The organism is Persicirhabdus sediminis (genome assembly GCF_016595495.1).
In the GTDB taxonomy this organism is placed as follows: Bacteria; Verrucomicrobiota; Verrucomicrobiia; order Verrucomicrobiales; family Akkermansiaceae; genus Persicirhabdus; species Persicirhabdus sediminis.
The window spans coordinates 1-23,589 of record NZ_JAENIM010000039.1 but is presented as its reverse complement, the minus strand read 5'-3'; the positions used below and the strand labels follow the sequence as shown (position 1 = coordinate 23,589).

Annotated in this window: 22 protein-coding genes; 18 read left to right on the top strand and 4 right to left on the bottom strand. The window is 47.8% G+C overall.

The features are described from left to right. Window positions 1-39 precede the first annotated feature (39 nt). The 3 genes from JIN82_RS07625 to JIN82_RS07615 all read left to right on the top strand — a co-directional run bounded on the left by JIN82_RS07625 (window position 40) and on the right by JIN82_RS07615 (window position 5,342). Window positions 40-672 (top strand): LysE family translocator, encoded by a 633-nt coding sequence (locus JIN82_RS07625; RefSeq protein WP_200311039.1) that lies wholly within the window; start codon window positions 40-42, stop codon window positions 670-672. 79 nt (window positions 673-751) lie between these two features. After that, on the top strand, window positions 752-1,483 hold the full coding sequence (locus JIN82_RS07620) for an RNA methyltransferase (RefSeq protein WP_200311038.1): 732 nt from the start codon (window positions 752-754) through the stop codon (window positions 1,481-1,483). A 403-nt stretch (window positions 1,484-1,886) separates the two neighbouring features. Beyond that, window positions 1,887-5,342, top strand: coding sequence for a glycosyl hydrolase family 18 protein (locus JIN82_RS07615; protein ID WP_200311037.1), 3,456 nt, complete (start codon window positions 1,887-1,889; stop codon window positions 5,340-5,342). A 99-nt stretch (window positions 5,343-5,441) separates the two neighbouring features. On the opposite strand, the gene JIN82_RS07610 is transcribed toward JIN82_RS07615, so the two are convergent. Beyond that, window positions 5,442-6,458, bottom strand: a complete 1,017-nt coding sequence (locus JIN82_RS07610; protein ID WP_200311036.1) for an aldo/keto reductase — start codon at window positions 6,456-6,458, stop codon at window positions 5,442-5,444. A gap of 230 nt (window positions 6,459-6,688) precedes the next feature. Here JIN82_RS07610 and JIN82_RS07605 point away from each other — a divergent pair, with 230 nt between their 5' ends. From JIN82_RS07605 to JIN82_RS07585, 5 genes are all read left to right on the top strand, one after another. Further along, complete coding sequence (locus tag JIN82_RS07605; RefSeq protein ID WP_200311035.1) at window positions 6,689-6,931, top strand: hypothetical protein; 243 nt, start codon at window positions 6,689-6,691, stop codon at window positions 6,929-6,931. A 74-nt stretch (window positions 6,932-7,005) separates the two neighbouring features. Then, on the top strand, window positions 7,006-7,806 hold the full coding sequence (locus JIN82_RS07600; protein WP_200311034.1) for a glutaminyl-peptide cyclotransferase: 801 nt from the start codon (window positions 7,006-7,008) through the stop codon (window positions 7,804-7,806). A 140-nt stretch (window positions 7,807-7,946) separates the two neighbouring features. Then, window positions 7,947-8,342: a hypothetical protein gene (locus JIN82_RS07595; protein WP_200311033.1), complete on the top strand. Its 396-nt coding sequence runs from the start codon at window positions 7,947-7,949 to the stop codon at window positions 8,340-8,342. A gap of 206 nt (window positions 8,343-8,548) precedes the next feature. Then, window positions 8,549-10,600, top strand: coding sequence for a TonB-dependent receptor family protein (locus JIN82_RS07590; RefSeq protein ID WP_200311032.1), 2,052 nt, complete (start codon window positions 8,549-8,551; stop codon window positions 10,598-10,600). An 8-nt stretch (window positions 10,601-10,608) separates the two neighbouring features. Continuing rightward, window positions 10,609-12,039, top strand: a complete 1,431-nt coding sequence (locus JIN82_RS07585) for a PepSY-associated TM helix domain-containing protein (protein ID WP_200311031.1) — start codon at window positions 10,609-10,611, stop codon at window positions 12,037-12,039. Between the two features lie 119 nt (window positions 12,040-12,158). Here JIN82_RS07585 and JIN82_RS07580 read toward each other — a convergent pair whose 3' ends face one another. Continuing rightward, complete coding sequence (locus tag JIN82_RS07580) at window positions 12,159-13,439, bottom strand: OmpA family protein (RefSeq protein WP_200311030.1); 1,281 nt, start codon at window positions 13,437-13,439, stop codon at window positions 12,159-12,161. Between the two features lie 134 nt (window positions 13,440-13,573). Here JIN82_RS07580 and ftsY point away from each other — a divergent pair, with 134 nt between their 5' ends. Beyond that, complete coding sequence (ftsY, locus tag JIN82_RS07575) at window positions 13,574-14,425, top strand: signal recognition particle-docking protein FtsY (protein WP_200311029.1); 852 nt, start codon at window positions 13,574-13,576, stop codon at window positions 14,423-14,425. Between the two features lie 273 nt (window positions 14,426-14,698). Here ftsY and JIN82_RS07570 read toward each other — a convergent pair whose 3' ends face one another. Together JIN82_RS07570 and JIN82_RS07565 are read right to left on the bottom strand one after the other, a co-directional pair. Beyond that, a complete protein-coding gene (locus tag JIN82_RS07570) occupies window positions 14,699-15,370 on the bottom strand; it encodes a PEP-CTERM sorting domain-containing protein (RefSeq protein ID WP_200311028.1) in 672 nt (223 codons plus the stop codon). A gap of 293 nt (window positions 15,371-15,663) precedes the next feature. Next, window positions 15,664-16,206, bottom strand: coding sequence for a hypothetical protein (locus JIN82_RS07565; RefSeq protein WP_234041861.1), 543 nt, complete (start codon window positions 16,204-16,206; stop codon window positions 15,664-15,666). A gap of 1,171 nt (window positions 16,207-17,377) precedes the next feature. On the opposite strand from JIN82_RS07565, the gene JIN82_RS07560 reads away from it, so the two are divergent. The 9 genes from JIN82_RS07560 to JIN82_RS07520 form a co-directional block, all read left to right on the top strand. Beyond that, window positions 17,378-17,926 carry a hypothetical protein gene (locus JIN82_RS07560; RefSeq protein ID WP_200311026.1) on the top strand — a complete coding sequence of 183 codons (549 nt, stop codon included), beginning with the start codon at window positions 17,378-17,380 and terminating at the stop codon, window positions 17,924-17,926. 38 nt (window positions 17,927-17,964) lie between these two features. Beyond that, window positions 17,965-18,420, top strand: coding sequence for a hypothetical protein (locus tag JIN82_RS07555; protein ID WP_200311025.1), 456 nt, complete (start codon window positions 17,965-17,967; stop codon window positions 18,418-18,420). Between the two features lie 285 nt (window positions 18,421-18,705). After that, on the top strand, window positions 18,706-18,987 hold the full coding sequence (locus tag JIN82_RS07550) for a hypothetical protein (protein WP_200311024.1): 282 nt from the start codon (window positions 18,706-18,708) through the stop codon (window positions 18,985-18,987). A gap of 105 nt (window positions 18,988-19,092) precedes the next feature. After that, entirely contained in the window at window positions 19,093-19,386 is a 294-nt protein-coding gene (locus JIN82_RS07545; RefSeq protein WP_234041860.1) for a hypothetical protein, read from the top strand. Window positions 19,387-20,482: 1,096 nt separating this feature from the next. Next, window positions 20,483-20,914, top strand: a complete 432-nt coding sequence (locus JIN82_RS07540; protein ID WP_200311022.1) for a hypothetical protein — start codon at window positions 20,483-20,485, stop codon at window positions 20,912-20,914. Window positions 20,915-21,144: 230 nt separating this feature from the next. Then, window positions 21,145-22,161, top strand: coding sequence for a hypothetical protein (locus JIN82_RS07535; protein WP_200311021.1), 1,017 nt, complete (start codon window positions 21,145-21,147; stop codon window positions 22,159-22,161). Window positions 22,162-22,501: 340 nt separating this feature from the next. Continuing rightward, window positions 22,502-22,810: a hypothetical protein gene (locus JIN82_RS07530; protein ID WP_200311020.1), complete on the top strand. Its 309-nt coding sequence runs from the start codon at window positions 22,502-22,504 to the stop codon at window positions 22,808-22,810. Window positions 22,811-23,012: 202 nt separating this feature from the next. Continuing rightward, on the top strand, window positions 23,013-23,348 hold the full coding sequence (gene tnpA / locus JIN82_RS07525) for an IS66 family insertion sequence element accessory protein TnpA (RefSeq protein ID WP_200310073.1): 336 nt from the start codon (window positions 23,013-23,015) through the stop codon (window positions 23,346-23,348). An 8-nt stretch (window positions 23,349-23,356) separates the two neighbouring features. After that, the coding region (locus JIN82_RS07520; RefSeq protein WP_200310074.1) for an IS3 family transposase at window positions 23,357-23,589 on the top strand (233 nt) is incomplete at its 3' end.

Sequence of the window (23,589 nt, the reverse complement as noted above, 5' to 3'; positions counted from 1 at the left end):
AAAACTGAAAACTGAAAACTAACAAACTCTTTTCATCCCTTGCTTCCAGCCGAATCCATCATCGCCTTCTCACTTGCCTCCATGCTGCTCAGTCTCAGCCCGGGGCCAGACAACCTTTTTGTGCTTAGCCAGTCCGCCATTCACGGCAAAAAAACCGGCTTCACCATCACGCTCGGCCTGTGCACCGGACTCATCGTTCACACCTGCGCCGTTGCCTTAGGCGTTGCCGCCCTGTTGCAGAGCTCTCCCACCGCCTTCCAGCTGCTGAAATTCCTCGGCGCCATCTACCTAAGCTACCTCGCCTATCAATCATTTCGTGCCAAACCAAGCCAGCTAGAAAATGGGCTAACATCCACACCGCTACAGCTAAAAAAACTCTATCGACGAGGGCTCATCATGAGCATGAGCAACCCCAAGCTATCCATCTTCTTCCTCGCATTTCTACCACAATTTGCCTCGCCAGCTAATGGGCCAATGGCACCGCAAATCTTTCTATTAGGCGCCCTATTTGCCATCATTGGCATGATCATCTTTTTCATCTTTGCCACCCTAGCAGATAAGATTGGCAGCTTTCTACGCCATTCGGACAAGGCGCAAATCTACCTCTACCGCCTATCAGGTCTTATCTTTGCAGCCTTTGCCATCGCCTTGATCTTCGCTGAAATCAACTAATATCCAGCTAGCTGCTTTCCAGCACACATTGTCTGCATCGCGGCTAGGCAAAACCCAGCCTAGCTGGTAAATCAATGTCATGCCAACCAGCGCCGCCCATCCAGCCCCCTGTGTTATCCTCGTCCGTCCACAAATGGCCGTCAACATCGGCATGGTCGCGCGCGCCATGCTCAACTGCGGGTTAGATGAGCTACGCATCGTCGCCCCGCGCGACGGCTGGCCAAACCCAGGAGCTAACAGTGCCGCCGCTGGCGCCTTGCGCGTCATTGAAGAAGCCCAGATCTACGACGATGTCGCCGCTGCCACAGCAGACTGCAACCATATCTTTGCCACCACCGCTCGAGTGCGCGAGTTGGACATCCCCGCCTACCCGCCGCGCCCACTCGCTGAAAAAATCCACCAGTTTCCAGCTAGCGAAAAATCAGCCATTCTATTTGGTCCCGAAGCATCCGGGCTGAGCAACGACGACCTCAGCTACGCCACTGGTCTGGTCCACTATCCAGTCAACCCTGAGTGCACATCGCTCAACCTCGCCCAAGCAGTTTTGATGTTTGCCTGGGAGTGGTGGATGGCTCGCGAACAAACACCGCAGCAATACGATAGAGAAGAAGACACCGCTCCAGCAGAGTCTATCAATATTATGCTAGATCGCCTAGAGAGCCAGCTGGAAAAAGGGCAGTTTTTCCCAATCCCAGAAAACCGCGACCCAATGATGGGCAAAATACGCAACCTCATCAACCGCGCCGAACCTAGCGAACGCGAAGTGAAAATCCTCCACGGCATCATCACCGCCCTGCAGCGGTCTTCGTAGCAATTTAGCAAACACCCTAGGTCGCCACTCATTCTCACTAGCTCCCGCTAGATAGGCCAGCTCTGCTTTCATCTCCTGAAGGCAGGTAGCCGCTACACATGGTCTAGCCAATTGAGCTAAGGCCACGGTACCCCTCATAATAAATCCTCTGAGGGGAAAACTTTTTTTGCCCGGATGAAGATACTTCTCTCAATTTTCCGCCCTGATAGGTAAATCGGTTTAATATACTGAGTTATGGGAATCTTCGAAAAACTAACAAACCACAATATCTATCACAAAAATTACTGAATCATTCCTCCACATTTCAGTTTGAAAATTCTTCATGGCAAATCAATTAGACTAGCGCCTATAGTCGCTCCATCTCCCACCTCCATAATTGCTCCCGATCATCCCACACACAGTTATGAAGCGCCTATCCTATCCATTTTTACTAAGCACACTGTGCTTACTCACATCATCAGCAAACCTATCAGCCCACGGCACCGTCGCAGACCCTATCAGCCGTGTTTACAGCATCTTTCAAGAAGGGCCAGCTAATCCAAAATCCGCATCTGCCATTGCAGCCGTGACGCTAGCTGGATCCAACCAGTACTACACATGGAATCAAATCTCCCTGAATGTAGCTAACTATGACGATGCTATTTTCAACGAGAGCTACGCCTCAGTTGTGCCAGACGGCCAGCTAGCCAGCGCCGGCAACCGCGAACAAGCAACGCTCAACTTCGCAGGCCTCGATTTGTTCAGCAATACATGGGACTGGCCAACCACTCAAGTGAGTGCTGGCCCAATGACCATCGACTGGATCGCCACCGCGACACACGATCCATCATTTTTTAAAGTCTGGATCAGTAAGGAAGGATTCAATCCCAAACAGGCTATCACTTGGGACGACCTAGAATTTCTAGGTAAATTTGGTACTGACGCCTATAGCAAAGAGGGGCAGCATTATTACGTTCCTATCACTCTACCAGAAAGAACAGGCCAGCACGTACTCTATGTGGCTTGGCAAAGAATTGATCCAGTTGGTGAAGTATTCTTCTCTCTATCAGACATCACATTCGGCGGTTCCTCCGTAATCGAGGGTGACCCCGTCGTCTCTATCAGTAACCTCAGCGTTAATGAAAGCAACTCCACAGCGACCTTCAACGTCACTCTATCAAAGGCTGTAGAGGACGGTAAAATCGCTAGTGTTGACTTTGCTACTAGCGACATCACAGCCACCGCAGGCGTCGATTATACAAGTACTAGCGGCACGCTCAACTTCGCCGCTGGCGAGATCAGTAAGACGATCGTCATTCCTATCATTGACGACGAACTCGAAGAAAGCGACGAAAGCTTAAAACTAACATTAAGCTCAGCAACAGGATTACTCGAAGGGCAAATGAGCGCCCAACTCAGCATCACTGACAACGACAGCACCGCAGCTGGAGGATTCAGATTCACCGTCACTGACGATTGGGGAACAGGCTACTCAGCCTCGCTTAAATTAGTAAATAACGATGCCACCGCTTGGACGAGCTCAACTGTTGTCATTGAAATTGAGCTCAATAACCCTAACTTCTGGGGCATTGAAAGCTACACGGTTGACGGCAATGTTTATACCATCACCCTGCCTGCTAACAACGTGCCTATCGCAGCTGGTGGTAGCTATACATTCGGCTGGAATTCTCAGTCTAACCCAGTTCCCCCCCTTGATGTCTCTATTGGCAGCAATGATCTAGAACTGCTACCACCGAGCGTCAGCATTGCCGACAGCGAAATCGATGAAGGTGACAGCACCTTTACTAGCTCAGTAGCAGTGAACCTATCAGGCGAACATACAGAATCCATTTTTGTCAGCTACATCACCGTTGATGGTGATGCTACAGCAGACACAGATTTCACCGCCACTAGTGGCACCTTGGAATTTGCTCCCGGTGAAACAACTAAGTCTATCAATGTTGAGATTCTCGGTAATCGATTGATCGATGAAGATCGTTCATTTTCTATCCAGCTAGCAGGTGTTGATGGTGAAACCGTGCCTGTTTTCACCAGCTCACAAGATAGCCAAGCGACGATCACCATACTCGACGACGATGGCCCAGTATCCCTAACTGCTTTTGGTGATATCGTCATCGAAGGTGACTCTGGCAGCGAAAACATGACCTTCACCGTCAAGCTAGACCGTGCAGTGAAAAGTGATGAAGTCGTTAGCTTTGACTACACCACCAGCGGCATGACCGCTACCGCTGGATCAGATTTTACCACCAACAACGGCAGCTATACTTTCGCTGAAGGAGAGCAGGAAACGACCATTAATGTTAGCATTCTTGGCGACACTCTGGATGAACGATTAGAAAAAATTCATTTCACTCTATCAAACGTCTCCGGTGGCTATTTGGTCACCCACCACGTAGTTGGCCAAATCATCGATAACGAGATAGATAACGATGCCTTTGGTCGCCAACGCGTCGTAGCCTACATCGATGGAACCAGCGGGACCTTAAACATCCCCGATCCTAACCGGGTCACTCATATCATGTACGCATTTGCCGACTTGAATACTGATGGCTCCCTGAAAATCTCTGAATCGGCAATCAGCCATTTTGCCACGCTCAACCAGCTGAAAGCTCAAAACCCTGAGCTTAAAATCCTTGTCTCCGTTGGTGGCTGGACGTGGTCAGCTAACTTCGCCAGCGTCGCTGATACCGAAGAAGGAAGAACAACCTTCGCGCAAAGTTGCCGCGATGCCGTAAATGATTACAATCTAGACGGAATCGATGTCGACTGGGAATGGCCTGGGGTGAATGGTGGCCCAGGAACCACTCCCACGGCTAAAGATGGACCTAACTATACCCAGCTCATCGCTGCTCTCAGAGCTGAGCTAGACGCTCAAGAATCACTTGATGACCTCCATTACGAAATCACCGCATTCACCGCGGCAAGTCCAAATGGAATAGCCCAGTTAGAACTCGCCAAGCTAGCTCCATTGTTTGATTTTGTGAATGCTCAAGGATACGACCTGCACGGAGCTTGGGACGACTATACTGGTCACAACGCTGGCCTGCATGATAACTCTGCTGACCCAGCTAGCAATCTGCTCAATATTGAAGCGGTTCTCGCTCAATATGAAGCTGGTGGATTCCCTCGCTCGAAACTGCTAGTAGGTGCACCATTCTACGGGCGCGTCTTCTACGGTGTACATAACACAGCTAATGGCGCATTCCAAAGTCACTCAGGTAGCGGCAGCGCACCGTTGTACCGCGACCTCAGCACACAAATAGCTAACATGCCTCGCTACTGGGATGCCTACGCTAAAGTCCCCTACCTCTACGACAGCAAAACTGGCGTCTGGATTTCTTACGACGACCCTGAAGCCATGCTGGAAAAAGCCAAGTACTCACGTCAGCAAGGCTACGGCGGCATCTTCTACTGGAGCAACCGTGGAGACACTGATAGAACTGAACTACTCCTAACTATCAGTGACGGACTAGCCTTGGTCGATAGCGATAATGATACCATCGACGACGGCTGGGAAATACTTTGGTTTGGCAACTTAACCACCGCCACCAAGACTTCTAACTTCGACGGCGATGAACTCACCGATATCGCCGAATACTTCGCGCGCCTCGATCCACTGAGCCCACAAGACGAGCCAGCTCTATCACTACCTGAGCTAAATAACGGCGAACCCACCATCAAAGTACAAACTGAGAAAGGTGTTTTCTATCAGCTAGAAAAATCTGACTCACTCGACGACTGGCAAGCTCTTGGCGAAAAGTTCGAGGGCACCGGCCAGCTCATCGAGCTCAGCGCCATCCCTCAAGGAGAAACCCTCGAGGAAAAAGCCTTCTACCGACTCGTCTTTTCAGACAAATAATAGCGGCTAACATAAACAAAACAAGGCTGCCGGCAGCCCATTGATGCTGGCTCATATACCAACATCACACAGCTGACCGCAGCCCAAAAAAGATGATGCCTAGCCCATTGGATAGGGTACGTCTTCGCTAACGCCGTCTAGCTGGTCCATGATTTCAGCGTCGATAGTCATATCGGCAGCTGCTAGGATTGGGTCCAGCTGAGCCTCGGTAGTGGCGCCGACGATGGTACTGGCTACGAAGTCATGTTGTTTGCTCCAGGCAGTTGCTAGAGTGACAGGATCAATGCCCGCGCGCTCGGCGACATCCATAAAGCGCATGGTTGAACGCAGTGATTTTTCGTTAATGAATCGTCTGGTCATAATGCGCTGACGTTCACCCTCGGCTCGATAGAGAGCAAAACGAGATCCCTCGGGGAACCCGCCACCATTGTATTTGCCACTGAGCACGCCACCAGCTAGAGGGCTGTATGGCAGTAAACTCACTTGTTCGCGTCGGCAAACTTCAGCGATTTCATCTTCAAATCGGCGGTTGTTAAATGAGAAATTGTTCTGGATAGTTTCGTAGCGCACCAGTCCTTCACGCTCGCTAGACCATAGCGATTTCATGAGCCCGTAACTGTTTTCGTTACTCGTTCCAACAGCACGCACTTTGCCTTCTTTTACAAACTCATCGAGCACGGCTAATGTTTCCTCCGCGCGCATGCCGTGGTCTGGCCAGTGCACTTGATAGAGGTCGATGTAATCAGTCTTTAAGCGGCGCAATGAACCCTCTAATGCTTTGCGCAAATGCACTCTATCTAGTGCACACTTGTTGCCGCGCAGTGGTGCATTCCACCAACCGTGGCCAGCACCAGCTACTTTACTTGCTAGAATCACACTCTCACGAGGATGACATGCTAACCAATCACCGACGATACTCTCGGTGTGGCCGATTGTCTCAGCAGTCACTGTAACCGGGTAGATCTCAGCGGTGTCAAAAAAGTCTACCCCTGCGTCGCGAGCCTTATCCATGATGCGAAAGCTCAGCTGTCTATCACATTGTTTACCAAAAGTCATGGTGCCCATGCAGATTTCACTCACCACGATGCCTGATTTACCAAGTCGTCTCTGTTGCATATATAAATCATGCCCGCAGTTGGCTGTTTCGCAAGTAATTTGAGATACCAAGCAAAGGCTGCACAATGATAGTCAAATATGATTGAGTAAGGATACACTTGTAATCAACTCCAACAAACTCTCTAATTCGACTCAGCCAATGTTTGCGATGCATTGCATTTAGGAAAACTAACAATGAAGATACATCATCAGCATCCATGCTAAATTTCACTATATCTATCTAGCTCATTATGTCTGAATTCACTGAAATTCTGCAGGCTTTTCTTCTAGTTACACTCTACCTAGCAGCGCCTCTAATTCTCATCAGCTGGACGGCTAAGGATGCAGTTTTGAGGGGGAAATCACCATTCTGGGTCGGCCTAATCGTCCTGCTAACATTTCCAGTTGGCTTGATCCTCTGGTTGATTTTTCGGCCCAAACATCCAGATCCACCACGGTCTGATTTTGATTTGGAAGACTTTCGCCAACAGTAGGGCAAGCAAACAAACCATAGCTGGAATCAACTCTTGCGAGTTGCCAAGTTTCGCCTGCTTGCTATCTTGCGTGCATGAAAGTAGCTGATGTTTCTATCTCGCCCTGGCTAAAGGCGGTCATGTTCTGCTCGCTAGGCTTCCAGCTCGGATGCCAAGCCAAAGATGAAGGCCCACCTGTCGCTGAACCCAAGACACTCAGCTATCAGATTCTAGCGGAATCCCCTCACGATACCCGAGCCTTCACCCAAGGGCTGATTTTTGAAAATGGGCTATTTTACGAATCTACCGGTGGCCGCGGAGCCTCATCTATACGCATGGTTCACCCACAGACAGGTGACATCTTGCGCGGCGGTTTGCTAGAAAAAGAATTCTTCGGCGAAGGGGTCACGCTGATGAATGATAAAATCTACCAACTCACATGGGAAAGTGAAGTTGGCTTTATTTACAACCGCAATACGCTAGAAAAAACCGGACAATTTAAATACAGCGGCCAAGGGTGGGGACTCACCAATGACGGCAAACACCTCATCATGAGCAATGGCTCCGCTGAACTACAATTTCTCAATCCAGCTACTTTAGCCGTAGAACGAACACTCACGGTGCGCAACCACAAGGGGCCGGTGGAAAACATCAATGAGCTGCAATTTGTCGATGGTTACATCTACAGCAATGTTTGGCACTCTGATGATATTCTCAAAATTGACACATCTAACGGACATGTCATGGGCGTGCTCGACTGCTCTGCACTTGGTCAGCCAAGACCTAAAAACCCAGAAGCCGTGCTCAATGGGATCGCCTACGATACAAAAAGTAAGCACTTTTACCTCACAGGAAAACTCTGGAACAAAGTGTACAAGGTGAAAATTAGCGAATGAGCTAACGAACCTTGCTAGGTGACAGAGGTAAGATAAAACAAGCACTTAATCTATCCTCTTGACCTCTCCGTAGAAGGTTTTAAAACCTACTTATTCTCACCAAGCTACAGCAAAATCTATTCACTCACCTGCGCAGGCTGGTGGCAACGCTGATGGTCTTTGTCATCGCCTTGCTAGGCAGTGGTGATTCAGGAGCCATGCTGCAGCTATGTGCTTGGGCTGGCATGCTTCCTAGCTATTTTGTGCAAACCGGTTCTGTGCAACAGGCGCTTAGCCAAACCTTCGACGGCGACCACCCCTGCCCGATGTGTAAGGCTGTCAGTGCACTAAAGGAGCAAGAAGAAAAGAACCAGCCAGCTCCCAACAATGATAGATCGCTTAAAATTAAGCTCCCCCAGTGGTCTATCCAGCTAGATAATCATCATCTCACTAGCGCAAAGCAGATTAAACATTTAGCTTTTGCAGCCCCCTTTTCGCAACGCTTTGCCTCACTGTGGGCGGACTCCGTCCCCAGTCCGCCTCCACAATTCATGTAGCTGGCCCTTTGGCCTATCATCACCCTGCCAAGTTTTGGCTCAAAGCTAACATCTAATCATATTGTTACGATGAGACCTTCATTGGCATGAAACACGCCACTTTTAAGGCGTTATCACCCTGCGCACGGCCTCGAAACCCTTGGCCTATCTGTGCGCGCGCACCCTAGTCAGCTAGAAATCTCTAGTTGGCTCAAAATGATAACTACATGAAATTTTCAAATACAATCAATACCATCATCATCGCCAATCTAGCTATATCAAATAGTTTTGGCGAATCTCCAACACAGCAGCCAGAGATGCTGCCTGAAACCGTCATCGACGCTCACGACCAAGATCTTGTCGACTCAATAGAAATGCTAGAAGAACGCGTCGAGAATATTCCCGGAGGCGCCAGCTTACAAAATGTCAATGATATCTGGTTAGGTAGAGTGGTGAAACCAGCCGAAGTATTTCGCTATACACCAGGTGTTTACGCTAACAATGGCGGCACAGCAACTGACGGTAGAATCGCCATTCGTGGTTCAGGCGCAACACGCAGGTACGGAGCACGCGGCATCACGCTAACATTAGACGGTATTCCAGCTAATGTCGTTGACGGCAGCTTCTATACACGCGCCTATGATCCGTTAGCCACCCAATATCTAAACGTCTACCGTGGAGCTAATGGCATGCCCTACGGCGGCCTAGCTCCAGGAGGAGTGATAGATTTCATTCAGAAAAATGGCATCAACTCCGCCGGCGGCGAATTGTTATTAGAATACGGCAGCTTCGACACTGCTAGAGCGCATCTCTCATACGGTGAACAAATCGGCAACTGGGATTACTTTGCCAGCTATTCGTACGGGCGCTCAAATGGCTACCGTGCAAACCAAAACTGGCAGCAAAGCCATCTCAATGCCAACCTCGGGTATCTGTGGAGTGATGACGCGCAAACCAGGTTTTACCTGCACGCTAGCGATTCCAATGCCCAACTAGCCAGTGGCCTCACAGAGGGTGACGCGCAGCTTGACCCCATACAGTCATATAACAGCGAACACGAAAACCGTGATCTAAACACCTTCCGCATCGCACAAAAAACAAGCTGGATAGCTGGAGATACACAATGGCAGCTAGGCGCATACTATCAGAACCTCGACTTTGACCACCTAACAAAACGCCAGCCTCATAACCTAATTGATTACAATACCCAAGAAGTTGGACTTTCACTATCAGCTGAGGGAAGCTACCAGCTAGCTAAGATCGATAACTCATGGAGACTTAACAGCCAGCTGAATTACGGTAAGATCGACAATGACGGTAGCCGTGCGGTGTATGGCGGTGGGCCACCACGTAGTGAAAAACAATCGCTCAAAGATACCGTTAGTAACTTCCAACTGTATGGTGAAAACCGTGCCCATCTAGCTGAAAAGTGGAAACTTATCACTGGCTTAGGATGGCAATACGGTCGACGCGAACGCAAAATCAAAGCCGATAACGTGTACTCCAGAGCGAGTGAGTTTGATGAAAGCTATAGCGATTTCACGCCACGTCTTGGCATGATTTACCAAGCTAACGAGTATGCCCAAGTCTTTACGAACCTCAGCCAAAGTTACGAAATCCCTCCCCTATCAGAGGCTGAAGATGCACTTGAGGCTGCTATAACTCGCAGTTTCGAAATCGGCTCACGCTGGCAAAGCGAAATTACCCAAGCCGAAATCGTCTACTATTACTCGCTGGTTGATGATGATTTTGTGGAATACCAAAATGCGCAAGGAAGCTACACTCCTGAAAACGTTGATAGCAAAAAACAAGGGCTAGAAGCCTCGCTAACGACTAACCTTAGCCAGCTCATGAATCAACAAGGAGGGGCACAACTCCTGTTTGACCAACTCTACTTGTGGAATGATTTCACCTTTGCTGATGGTGAGTTAGACGGCAAACAACTGCCTGGAATTCCCGAGCATGTCATTACCACACGAGTGCGTTTACAATCAGCTGACGGCAAATGGCAAAGCGCTATCGGCATGCAGTATATTCCACAAGGTCTCTACGTCTATAATGATAACAGCCGCCAATCTAGCGGCTACGCCATTTTCGATCTATCAGCGGAGTACCAGCTGAATGAGAACCTGTCCATATACGGAGGCGTCGACAACCTGTTTGATAAAAACTACGTCTCGTCAGTCACTATCAACCCGTATGGCGATTCCTCCGATCCAGCAGCCTATCACCCTGGTGACGGGCGCAGTGTCTACCTCGGCATGAAAATGAACTGGTAATTTGATCCATGATGAAAAGCAAATTTTTCAAATGGCATCGCAAGATTGCCCTGCTCATGGCGGTGCCAGTAATACTCTGGTCATTCAGTGGCCTGCTCCATCCTTTGATGGCTAACTGGTTTCGAGCCGAAATTCAGAATCCATTCATCAAGCCACACGCACTCGATGTCCCGCCACACGCCAAACCAGTAGCTGAAATTGCTGAAGCCGCCGGTATTGCTGAGCTACGCCAGCTGAGAATCGTTGAGTTAGACGACATTCATTGTTACCAATTGATAGATAGAAACGATAAGCAATGGTACTTCGGCGTACTCACAGGGATTGAAATCAATGACGGCCAGAATAGTTATGCACGCCAGCTAGCGTGTAGCTATTCTGGTCAGCCAGCTGAAAATATCGTGTCGGCTGAACTCGTCGAAGACTTCACGCTAACCTACCGCTACATCAATCGCCTGCTACCAGTCTGGAAAGTGGTGTTTGAGAATGGTCAGCACGTCTACGTCGATACGGCAACAAGCAAGTTAGCGACACATGATACACCAGCCAAACGCCTCTATCTATTGGTATTCAGCTACACTCACACGTGGAGTTTTCTAGGTGATGAATCCAGCTGGCTACGCATCATCATCGTTGCGCTGTGCTCAGTCCTATCACTATTTGTTGGGGTTTCAGGCATAGTCACGAGGGTGTTTTTCAAGAACCGCACCAGTAGTGGTCAAACTAGAAAGTTAGGCTTAAGCCGCAAACTGCACCGCTCCTTGGGCATTATCATCAGCTTATTCTATCTGATGTTCAGCTTCTCTGCTATCTGGCAAATTGCAGCAAAGACACGTTTTGATAGAAGCTTCTTAAGGGCAAGTGAACGCACAGTGCCTACGATCCAGCTGGAAAGTCATATCCAGCCAGTAATTGATCAACTTAAGGCGCAAGGTAAGCTCGCCAGTCAAATCAGCCTAGCGAGTAATGCTAACTCTAGCTATTATCGTGTGCAGCTATTAGACCGCCAAAATCCAGCGGCCAGCGTCTATGTAAATACCATGACTGGTGAGCTCACTGACTACAGCGATGCCGACTACGCACGTGAGTTAGCTGGTGAGTTCAGCCAATACCCAGCTGAATCTATCAGCGACTGCAGATTGATCACGCGATTTGCTAGAGACTATGGCTTTATCTATAAGCGACTACCAGTTTGGCGCATAAGCTATCGTGGAGAAGAATACCAACAATACACGGTAGATACGGTGAACTCTCATCTCAGCATGCGTAGCAAACCTGCGCAGGTGGTAGATGCTTTGATTTTCATCAACCTACACAAACTTCATTTCCTCGATGTCATCAGCAAAGACACCCGCGATGTGGTCTCCATTCTCAGCGCACTCATGATCATCCTAGTTTCTATCACCGGACTAGTCATGATGCGGCGAAAAAAGGTCCGCTAGTACACACAAAAAATGAGAGATGGAGCGGTCAACCGCGCCATCTCTCGAAAACTTCAGCTAGCCGGCATATGCCAACCATCTCGGAAAGTTGATAGGTCTAGCTGCAACGGGCAGCTAGATCACTCGACAATCAATGCACGGCCAGGAATATCTTCCTCAACGGGAACGGCGCGGCGTGGTGGCTCTACTTCTATCACCTCCACAGCAGCTGGAGCCACATCAGCGTCTTCTTCAACGACGGTGGCGCGCGGTGTTGGGTCTTCTACTACAACCGCCACATTCTCAGGTGGCGCTGGTCTCACTAAAATGGCTTTATTTTCTGGCTCATCAGCCTGAGCTTCTGGCAGCTCCTGAGCTTTATCTTCTTCCAAATCCGCTAGCTCAGTACGCATGCGAATCTCAACACGGCGGTTAGGTGCCTGAGCATCTTGATCTCCTTCTAGCACAATCGGCTTCGATTTACCAAATGCTCTAACGATGATGCGTTCTGGGTCTGCTTGCACGGATTCTACCAGCCAGCTTTTCACCGCTTCAGCGCGGCGCTCGCTGAGAGCGAGGTTGAATGACTCGCCGCCGACAAGGTCGGTATGGCCATCAATGATGCAGAACATATTAGGGTGTCTATCAATGAGGAAAGCAACTTTCATCAAACTAACACGCGCGCTCTGGCGGAGTTGGTCTTTATTGAAATCAAATAACAAATCACTACCAATCAGCGCCTTGGCACTAAGCAGCTGGCTGCCGCTCATGCGCGCCATATCGTCCAGCGTGGTGAAACCTTGCAGTACACCATCAGCAGCGGAGCCATCAGCACCTTTGCGTTTCATTTCCTCTAGCAGCTCGTCTGGATCAAATGAATCAGCCAGCCGGCCACCGGGGTCGACAGCAATTTGCCCCTCCGCCACGCGGTCAAAATAATCTTCCGTTTTGCCTAAATCTGGGATGTCCATGCTGATGCCTGGCGCCTCAACAAACTCGATAGCTTCAGCTAGCAACTCACCTTCAGCGGCGGGAGCCACTGCTTCTAGCGGCACTTGCAGCTCTTTCACGTCAGGCAGAATATCGAGGTCCATTTCAGGCAGCTCAGCGAGCACCTCGATTTCATCAATCGCCACAGGCTCAGGCTCCATTTCACCAGAATCACTGGCTTTCCATTCTTTTTCTGGCCCCGGCTCGGCGACTTCAATCTCTTTAGTACGCACCACTTTGGTCTGCACTTCTTTCCTTTTCTCCACAGCAGGCAGTAAAATGTGGATATTTTTAAAAGCGATATAAGCCAACACATGCAGCAAAATCGCTGCAATAATGGCCAAAAAGGCCCATTTACCAACACCTCTACGTTGTGGTAACTGATAGGTCGAACCGACGCTAGCACTGCGCCTCTGTGAATCTTTCTGCATGCTCTTGCGGATACTACCTTATCCCATACGGATGGCAACTCTAGGTCATTTCATTGATTAATTTTCCCAGCTAGAAACATGAGGCGTGATAATGCTTGCCCGCTCTCAGCTGGGGCGCTAAACCGCTCCTGTCTATGGCTGGTTTTTTTAAGAAACTCTACAATAAGGTCACCAATCGTGCTGATATCGACTGGGAAGAAATCGAGGCCGAACTCATTGGGGCCGACCTCGGAGCGCGCACAAGCATGGAAATTGTCGACGAGCTGCAAAACCTCGGTCGCAAAATCGATGCCGACGACATCATTGATGTCACACGTCGCCACATTGCTGAAATTCTACCAGCTGACCCCGCCCCCATTGCCCCACGCGAAGATGGCAAACCATTTGTGATTCTTGTTGTTGGCGTCAATGGCACCGGCAAAACCACCTCCACCGCCAAGCTAGCTAAGCTGCTCAAAAACCAAGGTCACTCGGTGTTGTTAGCAGCAGCTGATACCTTCCGCGCCGCCGCCGTAGAGCAGCTCGAGCGCTGGAGCCAAAGGCTGGAAATTGACATGGTCAAAGGTCCACCTAACGCTGATCCATCATCGGTCTGTTATAAAGCGCACCAAAAAGCCATTACCGACGGCTACCAATTCCTCATCTGCGATACTGCTGGGCGAATTCATACCCGCCACAACCTGATGGAAGAGCTGGGCAAAATCCACCGCACCATCAGCAAACAAGACGATAGCGCTCCGCACATGAACCTCATTGTAGTCGACGCTACCACTGGCGGCAATGCTCTCGTTCAAGCCAAAGAATTTAACAAAGCCATTGATTTGGACGGTCTGATTATCACAAAGTTAGATGGATCAGGAAAAGGTGGCGTGGGTGTCATCATCCAGAAAGAACTCGGCATCCCACCACGCTACATCGGCCTCGGCGAAGAACCAGAACAGTTCAAAGCCTTTGATAGAGACGAGTTTGTTAGCGAAATCATCTAGAACAAGAGAACGGCCAGAGGCCGCTGCGCGGCAGAAGAGTGAAGATTAAAGAGAGAAGAGTGAAAGCCCACCAATCCAGCTGGCGAGGTTAGATCTAGCTGGGGCTCACTCCTATCTCCTCACCATTCACTCTTCGTTCCCGCCAGCTATTCCAGCTAGCTGGCAGCTTGCCATCTAGGCTAATATTGAAAAGCTGACCGAGAATAAGCTAAGAGTCTATCAGGCATCACTCATGCCTAGACGCGAGGAGGCAGCCCGAATATGAGCCTGATATTATCTCTTTCGCTTCCATAACCCTATTGAGGCCACAAAAAGCAAAATGCTTGTATTTGGCTCAGGTATCGCATTCCCAGTAAGTAGCAAGTTATCTAACTTCACTTCAGCACCAGCGCTTCCAATATTATAAAATCTAATCATTTCAACACCATCAGCCCCAATCTGACCACTATAAAGTAAGCTCCCATTTACTGAGATCTCCCAAGTATCTGCGGCAGTATCAACTTCATGCAAAATTGAATAATTAGTATCATCTAAAATCAATAATTCCGCATTCCTACTAGATCCAGGAATAAAAATTTGAGTTTCCGAAGAACCTATATCGACCCTTCTGATTATAGGTGTATCAATGAAAAACGTAAACTCAGACGCAGTGCCTTCGAAATTCATAAATGTTAAGTCATAAGAAATCTCATAACTACTGAATCGTTGACCTACCTCAAATATGACCGCATCTCCAGTCTGTAAGGATAGGGCATTTCCTGAGGCTGGTTCACCTGTGACAATCAACGGACTACCACCATCTATAGTACTTACTAGCCCGATACCAGAGCCTGTCGCTGGGGCTGTATTCAAAACATGTGGAGCTTCAAAGTCAGCATCAATAAATGTCGTGGCTGAGTGCGCCAGCCCAGTAAATGACGCTAATAGTAAAAGGGTGTATTTCATTGTCTCAATGTGGATCAGTAACCAACAAACGAATATTCGAAATGTTGATATATGAAAACTGCTTTTATTAGAATCTAAGGTCAACTAAATAAAGTTTAGTCTTACTAACTTAGCCCCAGTCTCCAGCCCCCCACCTCTTCAGTGTCTAGCATTTTTACGTTTAGCCAATCTTGCTCTATAACAACTAGGCGCTTCGGCTTAAGCCATCTCTTAAACAATCACTAACACCATTGAACTGCTATCTAGCGAATATTGAAAGCTGGCCGCAGCACCAGCTAAGAGCCTCTCTGATATTACTCCTGCCATGACCCGGGCTGGGCCATTGTTGGAACCTCCGTTTCTATGGGCGGACCGTCCGATGCTTTTGGGTGAAGTTGCACGGATTCCGTCTGATCTCGGTAGCTAGCATGTACTAGGTGGCTCTCGTCATCACTTTTTAGAACTCTCAAAAGGGTTCTCTCTCTCATGCCTCCGCCGCAAAAATAGTAGACAACCGATTCGTTTGTATATCTGATCCCCTGAACGCCAATATTAGCCCAACGTTCTGGAACTTTTTCCTCAGAGAACTCTCCCATGTTTTTTGGTAAGCTATTTGGGTCACACTTCTCCATGAGTATATCTGACTCTCTGATGATGATGACCATTTCCTGTTCATCAATTGAGCTCATATAAGCAACGCCTAAATCATGTTGTGAAACCTCCTCATCTATCATGCCTGTTAAGAATTGATAAATAAGAATCAAAAGTATTAATCCGCCAACTACCACAATGCCGAGTACTCCTAATACGATCTTCTTGAAACTCATTAGATATAGATTCTTTTGGTCTACAGCCATCTCACTGAGATTTAACGCCTAGTCAACGAAATAGCTAACAATCTTGATCTACCAGGCCCCAGCGCCAGCCACCACCACCTCTGCGGCGTCTAGTATTTCTAATGAATAACCATACAATTGTGAGCTAGAAGCAACAAGCCAATGCTATTGCCTGTTTAATAATTTCCCAAAAGACGTACGAGCTAGAGCCGAGACCTCCAGCTAGCTGACCACCAATCTATTGAACATGCCATACGTTAGATCTCTATCATCCCTGTCTCCGTTAACACTTAGAGTGAATGAGGAGGGAGGCAAAATGGTAAAACCAAGCGCCTATCAGCTAGTTATTCATTGACTGATTAGAGATTTCCCTCAGGCTTTTCAAAGCTAGAATAAAGTCATAGTGATATCCTCGAATAATCTCGACGCTAGAAATAATTACATTTCATCCGTGACTCTATAAATAAGGAATAATTATGACTCCAATCTCTCACTACATTATTAAACAAATATCAATGTTTTGCAGCTTCTTCGTTGCAATCTTAACCGTGATTCTGATTGATAGATCTCAACTGGCACTTAACAGCTTTTTTATGCCATGCCTCGCTGTTGCAGTCATCCTGTCGCAGCTAATCGTTGGGTATATTTTTGGCGTAATCCTAGCATTAAAATGCTCGAAAGAAGAGTGTGATGGCAGCTTAAAGGTGACTAACAAGAATCCTGTCACCTACACCTGTAAAGTTTGCTCTGCTCAGACAGTCACTCAATTATCCAGAAAATATACCAATTGACGGTAAAAGTTCAGGACATGGTTTACACATTGGCATTCACAGCTCTGACTTCTACTCGCGCTGAGCTCTAGCCAGCCACTAGGTGACCACATATCGTAGCCTTGGGAACCGCCCAAGACCTAGCTCATCTCATGCACTGAGCCTCGCTGAGCGGCACAATCTAACTATTTCATTGACTCATTAGAGATTTCTAGCAACCTACATTAGCTTCACTGAACACTGAAAACTTTCCTCTACTAACCAAGAGCGCAGCCCACCATCATCATGAAACCTATCAATCTAGCTAAACTTATCGCCCACCAGCTCAACAAAAATAATGATACAAGCCTCGGCTAATCGGATTTCTTAAATGTTACATCCACCACCAATTACTACGAACCAATACAGTTCTGCTAACAAAAATGAGACTCGCCACGCTATTCGTCATCCTTCTGAGTGCGCCAACTTCGCATTCGCAAACGCTGTCACCTAACAAGAGCTTTGCTGTTGAATATCGCAAGGCTGGAGCCTCCGAGTCCGACGTCGATTTCATAAGGACTTCCGACAAAAAAGTTCTTTATCAGGCCTTCTCATCTGGCGTCGGAGGACAGGGGTATGAGGAGATCGTTTGGTCACCGGACTCACGCTATCTCGCAGTAACTACCAGAGGAACCAAGACAACAGTAAGTTTGGAAATTTATCGATTCGAGGCCGGCGGCGTAACACAGGTCAAGATTCCCGACTATCGACTCAATTTGTTGGGGCGTCACAATTTGGTCAGTGGTGGTCGCTACAGCTTTGCTCGTCAGATCACGTGGACAGGCAGCACGTTGACGTTCTCCAGCGAGGGAAGCCTTTTGGATGGTGTAAGCAATCCGAGGGATTCGCCTGAAAACTGGTATCGTTACCAAATAAAGTTGGATATTTATGGTGGATCTGCGGAGCTGTCCAAGGTCGTCGATCTCAAGTAAAAACGAGCAGAACATGTTAGCATAGCCTAAATAAATACATGAAGAGCATTCTTGAATTTGTCTTTAATAACTTTGCCCTCTGCTTCGGCTTGATTACTTTATGGTATGTAGTCTGCTTCAGCTATTTAGTATGGAAACGAAAAAAGAAAGGGCTAACATTCCCCAATCCAACAGATGAAGGCGTGGTGTTTTCGGAATTCAAAGCATCAGGCTCATCACATAAAACAATCTTTACGCGATTGGGTGGAGCTTCACGTTGCTTAACGGTGCTAGTGACCGAAAATGTTTTGGCTATCACTACTCCATTTCCATTTAATTTACTCAACGAGAAGTTTGATTTAGATCACATAGTTCCACTCAAAAACATCGTTTCAGTCGAACAAAGAGGTAACGCAACGCATCTTAAATACACTCACGATGATGGATCCAGTTCAAACCTAACTATACTACTTCAAAACCCGAAGCAGTTCATAAAGTCACTCTCTCAAAACTAACTTGGCTAACAAGTGCAGTCCCCATCCGCGCCCCGCCGAATTAATACCCTTCATGACAATTTCAATCCAACCCCAAAAACGTAGCGCGCTGAGTGGTCAGCGGTTGGTGTGCTAGGCATTCTGCAGAAAATGAAAAAGTATATTTTCGGCGTTCTGAGTGGGATAATCCTTAGTACTATCATTTATGGATGCATCACGCTAAAATTCATACTGAGTACAGTGGGTGAGGCGATAGAGCGAGGCCCAGACGGAGGCGGATGCTTCCTTGATTCGCCAGATCAGAAAATGACTGCCCACATAAAAAATAAGTATGCAGATAAGGAGCTTGGATTGCCTCCCTACTACGAGTTCGTGGTATCAACAGCGAGTAACGAGACCATAAGGTCTAGAAGAATAAGAGTCGAACGGATGCCACTTAATTTCCGCATGGGATCTGCTGAAGACTGGATCAAGTGGAGTCCAGATTCACGCTCAGTGGTTTTTGTATCCCCAGATGCCGAACTTTGGCGTGAGGAATCGTTGCCAGGCACACAAGAGGCAGAACAAGCCGCATCAACTAACCGCTAATCCGCACCGAGTCGAATTTTCCATGACCATTCACCCCTTAACCCTGAAATCAACGCTCTCTCCCGATCGGGGATACTGTGAGCTAAGACGTTCGAAAAAAATCAAATGAATCACCCTCCCTTTGAATACTCACCGTTGGTCATTGTCGGCATGTTTGTTATCTTCCTTTGCAATGCAATTGGGTATCGAGCTAAATTCGCCCTAAAAAAGAAGGGGTATCCATACAGCTGGTTTTCTCATCACTTCCGGGATTTCAAGATGATTGCGCAAGCTATTAGCGAGGAGAAAAACGAAGAAGAGAAAGCTAAGCTGAAGAAAGTCAGGCTGATGCTGTATTCGACACCAGTGCTTTTCATCATTGGGGCAGCCTTCTTCTTTCGAGTGTCTCAGCAATTTTAACACTAACTCTTCAAACCAGCCGGAGCAGGACAACCCGCTAACCCGCCCGTAAAACTCTAAAAAGCAACAGAACAACGAAACCCACTGGCGGATGCCTGTCCTTTACGTTCGACTGAAATTAAAATAATGGAATTACACAAAATAGAAGCTGAACCATTTAGATTGATGGCTGCCTCGGCTAAGCTCGCCACAGATGAGTTAATTTTCGTAAGTATTACAACGAATCAATACTGTTCTCAGCAAGACGACTACTCGATCTAAATGAATCCCTACGAATCGCCCACCGCAGATGTAGCACTTTCAGACTCGGGCGTTCGCACGCCCCTCGATCAGCCAGACGTGCTTGAAATGATGCACGCAACGTTTGAACAGCACAGATTCATATGCGAGAAGGACGTTTCTATCGGTTCACATACAGCCACCCGCCTCTATAGCAAACGCGGCGGTCGGTCTCTGCTTTCATACGTAGACCGATTCTACATTTACCGATTGCCAGAGATCGTCGAGCCGTCGATGGCCTTGCTTTCTACCCTTCACATCGCTAGTCGAACGCATACAGATCGATTGCATTTATCACCCTGGTGGTTTCGATCTAGTGTTACTTACACCGCCACGCTCATAGTCCACCAAGCTGCGATTCCTCCTGACGTGGCGGATGTGATCTGCCGGCAAAGGTTGCCTGCTCAGTTTGGGAGGGCTCACGGGATTTTCACCGTCTGCTCAGCGGACGGCAAGTCAAACTTCTGCGAACGCACAGGATTCGTAGCCTCGTTCCCTGCGAAGCGAGCCAATGACACTTTTAGAGCTGTATGTAGCCAACTGTCATCGCCTAATAGCACATAACCAGCGGATGCATGCAAGCAAACTAACCGCTAGATATTATATTGACGATTTATTAATTTCTATCATATTTCAAAAACTATAATAATGTTAGCAAGGCATTTTAACCTGCAAAACAGAAAACTTTCGGCTGACAAAATTAGCGAACTGCCGACACATCATGAAAAACTAACAATCTAGCTAAATACCTAGCGCGCCAGCTAACCCAGCTCACTGAGATATAGCCCCTCCCCCCTAGTCTTAAGCCAGAAGAAATATGAACCCGCAGCTCATCTATGAAGAACCTAAGCCAATTACCGAGAAGGAGGTCTTCGAGGCGATAGAGAAAAATGACGTCGAGCGGCTTCTAATGATCCCGATTGAACTCGGCTTTCACCACGACAACTGGCGGTTTATCCAGGACATCAGCGTTAGGCTCTCAGAACATTCAGACCCTAGTGTCCGCGCCAACTCCCTTTTCGGTATTGAATATGCAGCGAGATTTAAGGGGCGAATAGAGAAGAATATAGTGAAGCCCGTGCTGCTCCGTGCGCTCGCTGATGAAGTGCCGCAAGTTTCCCATCGCGCAGAGGAAACTATCGAAGCGATTAATCATCTCATGAACTGGAACATTGGTGGCGCAGCGAGTCAGAAAGCACGAGAAAAGAAGAAGTTAGAGACGCTCCAAAAAGACAATGACAGCAAATGACGCCAACAGGCATCATGGCTAGCGCTCAACTATGTTAGCTGCTGGCTTCATTCTATGAAAACTTACCACCGCTAGCTAAGGGGCTCCCGCCCCAGCATGAACACGATCAATCTAGCTAAACATCCCGCCCGTCTGCTAAGCGCAATGCATGATCTCAAAGCTCGGCTAATCTAGCCACAGCTAGAATCAATCACGCCATCACTACGATAACCCATTACAGCTCTGAAAATATGAAGACTTCTCAATTGTCCATAATAGCTTCCTTAGTTCTATCACTGCCTCTATTTGCAGGCGATTTGATTCCATACAAAGACTTCTATGTAAGTGTGGAGACTAATGATTGGTTTGCTCGTAGAGATGAAGGAGACCGCTTGAATGTCTCGGTTAGTATTTCGCGAAGTGCTGACAAGCCAAATGGCTCAAGCTCGATTCGGGTGTACTGTTATACATTCGAATCATGGCAGCGCATGCTAACAGATGATGACATTGAAGCGTTCTTAGCAGCTGGTGATGCCGCTCAGGAAGGTGAGGAATTTCGGCATGTGGTAACGACTGAAACTTTCAGAGGAGATCAAGAGACTATCTATGAAGTGGTAAATGTTGGAGGTGAGAAGTTAGTGCGCATGAGCCGAGGTGTAGAACAGGCGGAATTTGTTCCCGCTGAAGCCGCTAAAGTACGCGCAGCGCTGGCACAAGCAAGATCCGCAGAAGCATGGTACAAAAAATTACTGTTGGATGAGGTTCTCCCCGAGCCAAATGATGAGGCTAGACCACCTCGATCTAGCAGCTATAACTTGATTTCGACGATTGGTACAGTGTCAGGAAAAGGACTTGGCTACGAGGTTGCAGCTACTAGCTTTTCATCTGAAGGTGATCCAGAATATCGTATAGAGCACGAATTATGCCTTTATTCCGAAGAAGGTGAAGAAACTGGAAGTCTCAGCGGAGACTGGGTAGCCGACCTCTTAAAGGAGATCTCAATAGCATTGGACGCCACTGTGAATGGCAGAGCCTATTCATTTCAATCAAATGAGGTGGCCGGTAGCTCATACTCCGTAACCGTCAACCTCGCAACCATGGAGGCAGATGTGGAGCTACAGCCAGGCAATTTTTTCAACAATCGTGAAGCTAGCCGAGGTCATTTTGGTAAAGCCCAATTGGCAGACATCCGAAAGTTGATAAGCGATTATGAAAACCGGGCCAAATGGTTTCAAGCCAATGAGAGATTGTTTTATACAAAAAACTAAAAGCAGTACCACTCGATGCTCCGTCGGCAAAATGGATAGGCCGCTAGATGATTATAGTTAGCAAAGTGAGATCAAGCAGACTATCAGCTAGTTATCCATTGACTCATTAGAGAATTCTATCACCCTGCATTAGGTTCACTGAAAACTGAAAAATTTCCTCTACTAACCAAGAGCGCAGCCCACCATCATCATGACTCCTTTCAATCTGACTAAACATGCCGCCCGCCAGCTCAACAAAAATAATGATCGTAGCCTCGGCTAATTGGATTTCTGAAAAATGTTAAATCCACCACCAATTACTACGAACCGCCACTGTTAGGTGGCCAAGTTTTCCTATAGAATGAAATTCAAAATACTACCATTATACGGTGTATTGGCTGTTGCTTTGAGCAGCTGTAATCGCGATGAACCATCTCACTTACCCAATTTAGTGGATAAGAAGGTGACCGTTCAATTTAGACGTGATTCACTAGGTGCCGCCAGTAATCTACCTATTCCCCCCAAGACAAATAATATTAATGGAGCCATGACATCAATGAGCGGAATTCTAGTTGAGGTCGGCAAGAGAGGAATTGTTGTGGCGGACACGGATGCTGAGCGTTGGGTGCCGTACGACGTGATATTATTTGTCGAATCACCTCAAGACTAACTATCCTAACAAATTACCGCATCCGAATGCTAACCGCCTTTGAGCCGGTGGAATAGTCACATTTTCACATTGCTCTAAGTTTATTCCCTCTCTGATGCGCAGCGGTTGAGCTTTACGTTAGGCACAGAAAAAAATGAGACTGAACTTCCCCAAAATACTAGCCAGCAGGTCTCCTAATTGATACCAAGAAATCATAGAGACCATGACACAACCACGTAGAAGACATAGCGAAGAATTTAAGCAGGAAGTCATCGATTACTTTCTGAGTAGTGCAAAAAGCGTAACCCAAATCTGTAGAGACTTCCAAATCTCGCCCAGCCAATTTTATGCCTGGAAAAAGAAGCTCCTTGGGGACGCAGAGAGTGACCGAGCCTCAGGCGAGGGCATGAACGAAGTCCCCAAGGAGGCTTCGGTCGCAGAGTTAGCTGAGGAAGTTAGGAGGCTGCGCCAAGAGCTAGCCAAGTCACAGCGCCGTGAAGAAATCCTAAAAAAGGCTGCGCTCATATTGGGAAACGATCCTCACAACAATATGAGCTAGTTCAGAAAATGAAGGATCAGGGTAACTATTCGGAGCTAGAGCTGTGCGCAGCTTTCGGCGTTTCAAGAGCTGGTTATAGGTACTATGTTAGCCAGCCGTCAACTCAGAGAAAATGCACTCAGTTAGAATTGCTTGCAGAAATTAAAGCCATACATAAAGACCACAACCTTAAGGTTTATGGCTCGCCTCGAATGACTAAAGAGCTACAGGCCAGAGGCTGGAAGTGCTCTGAAAATACCGT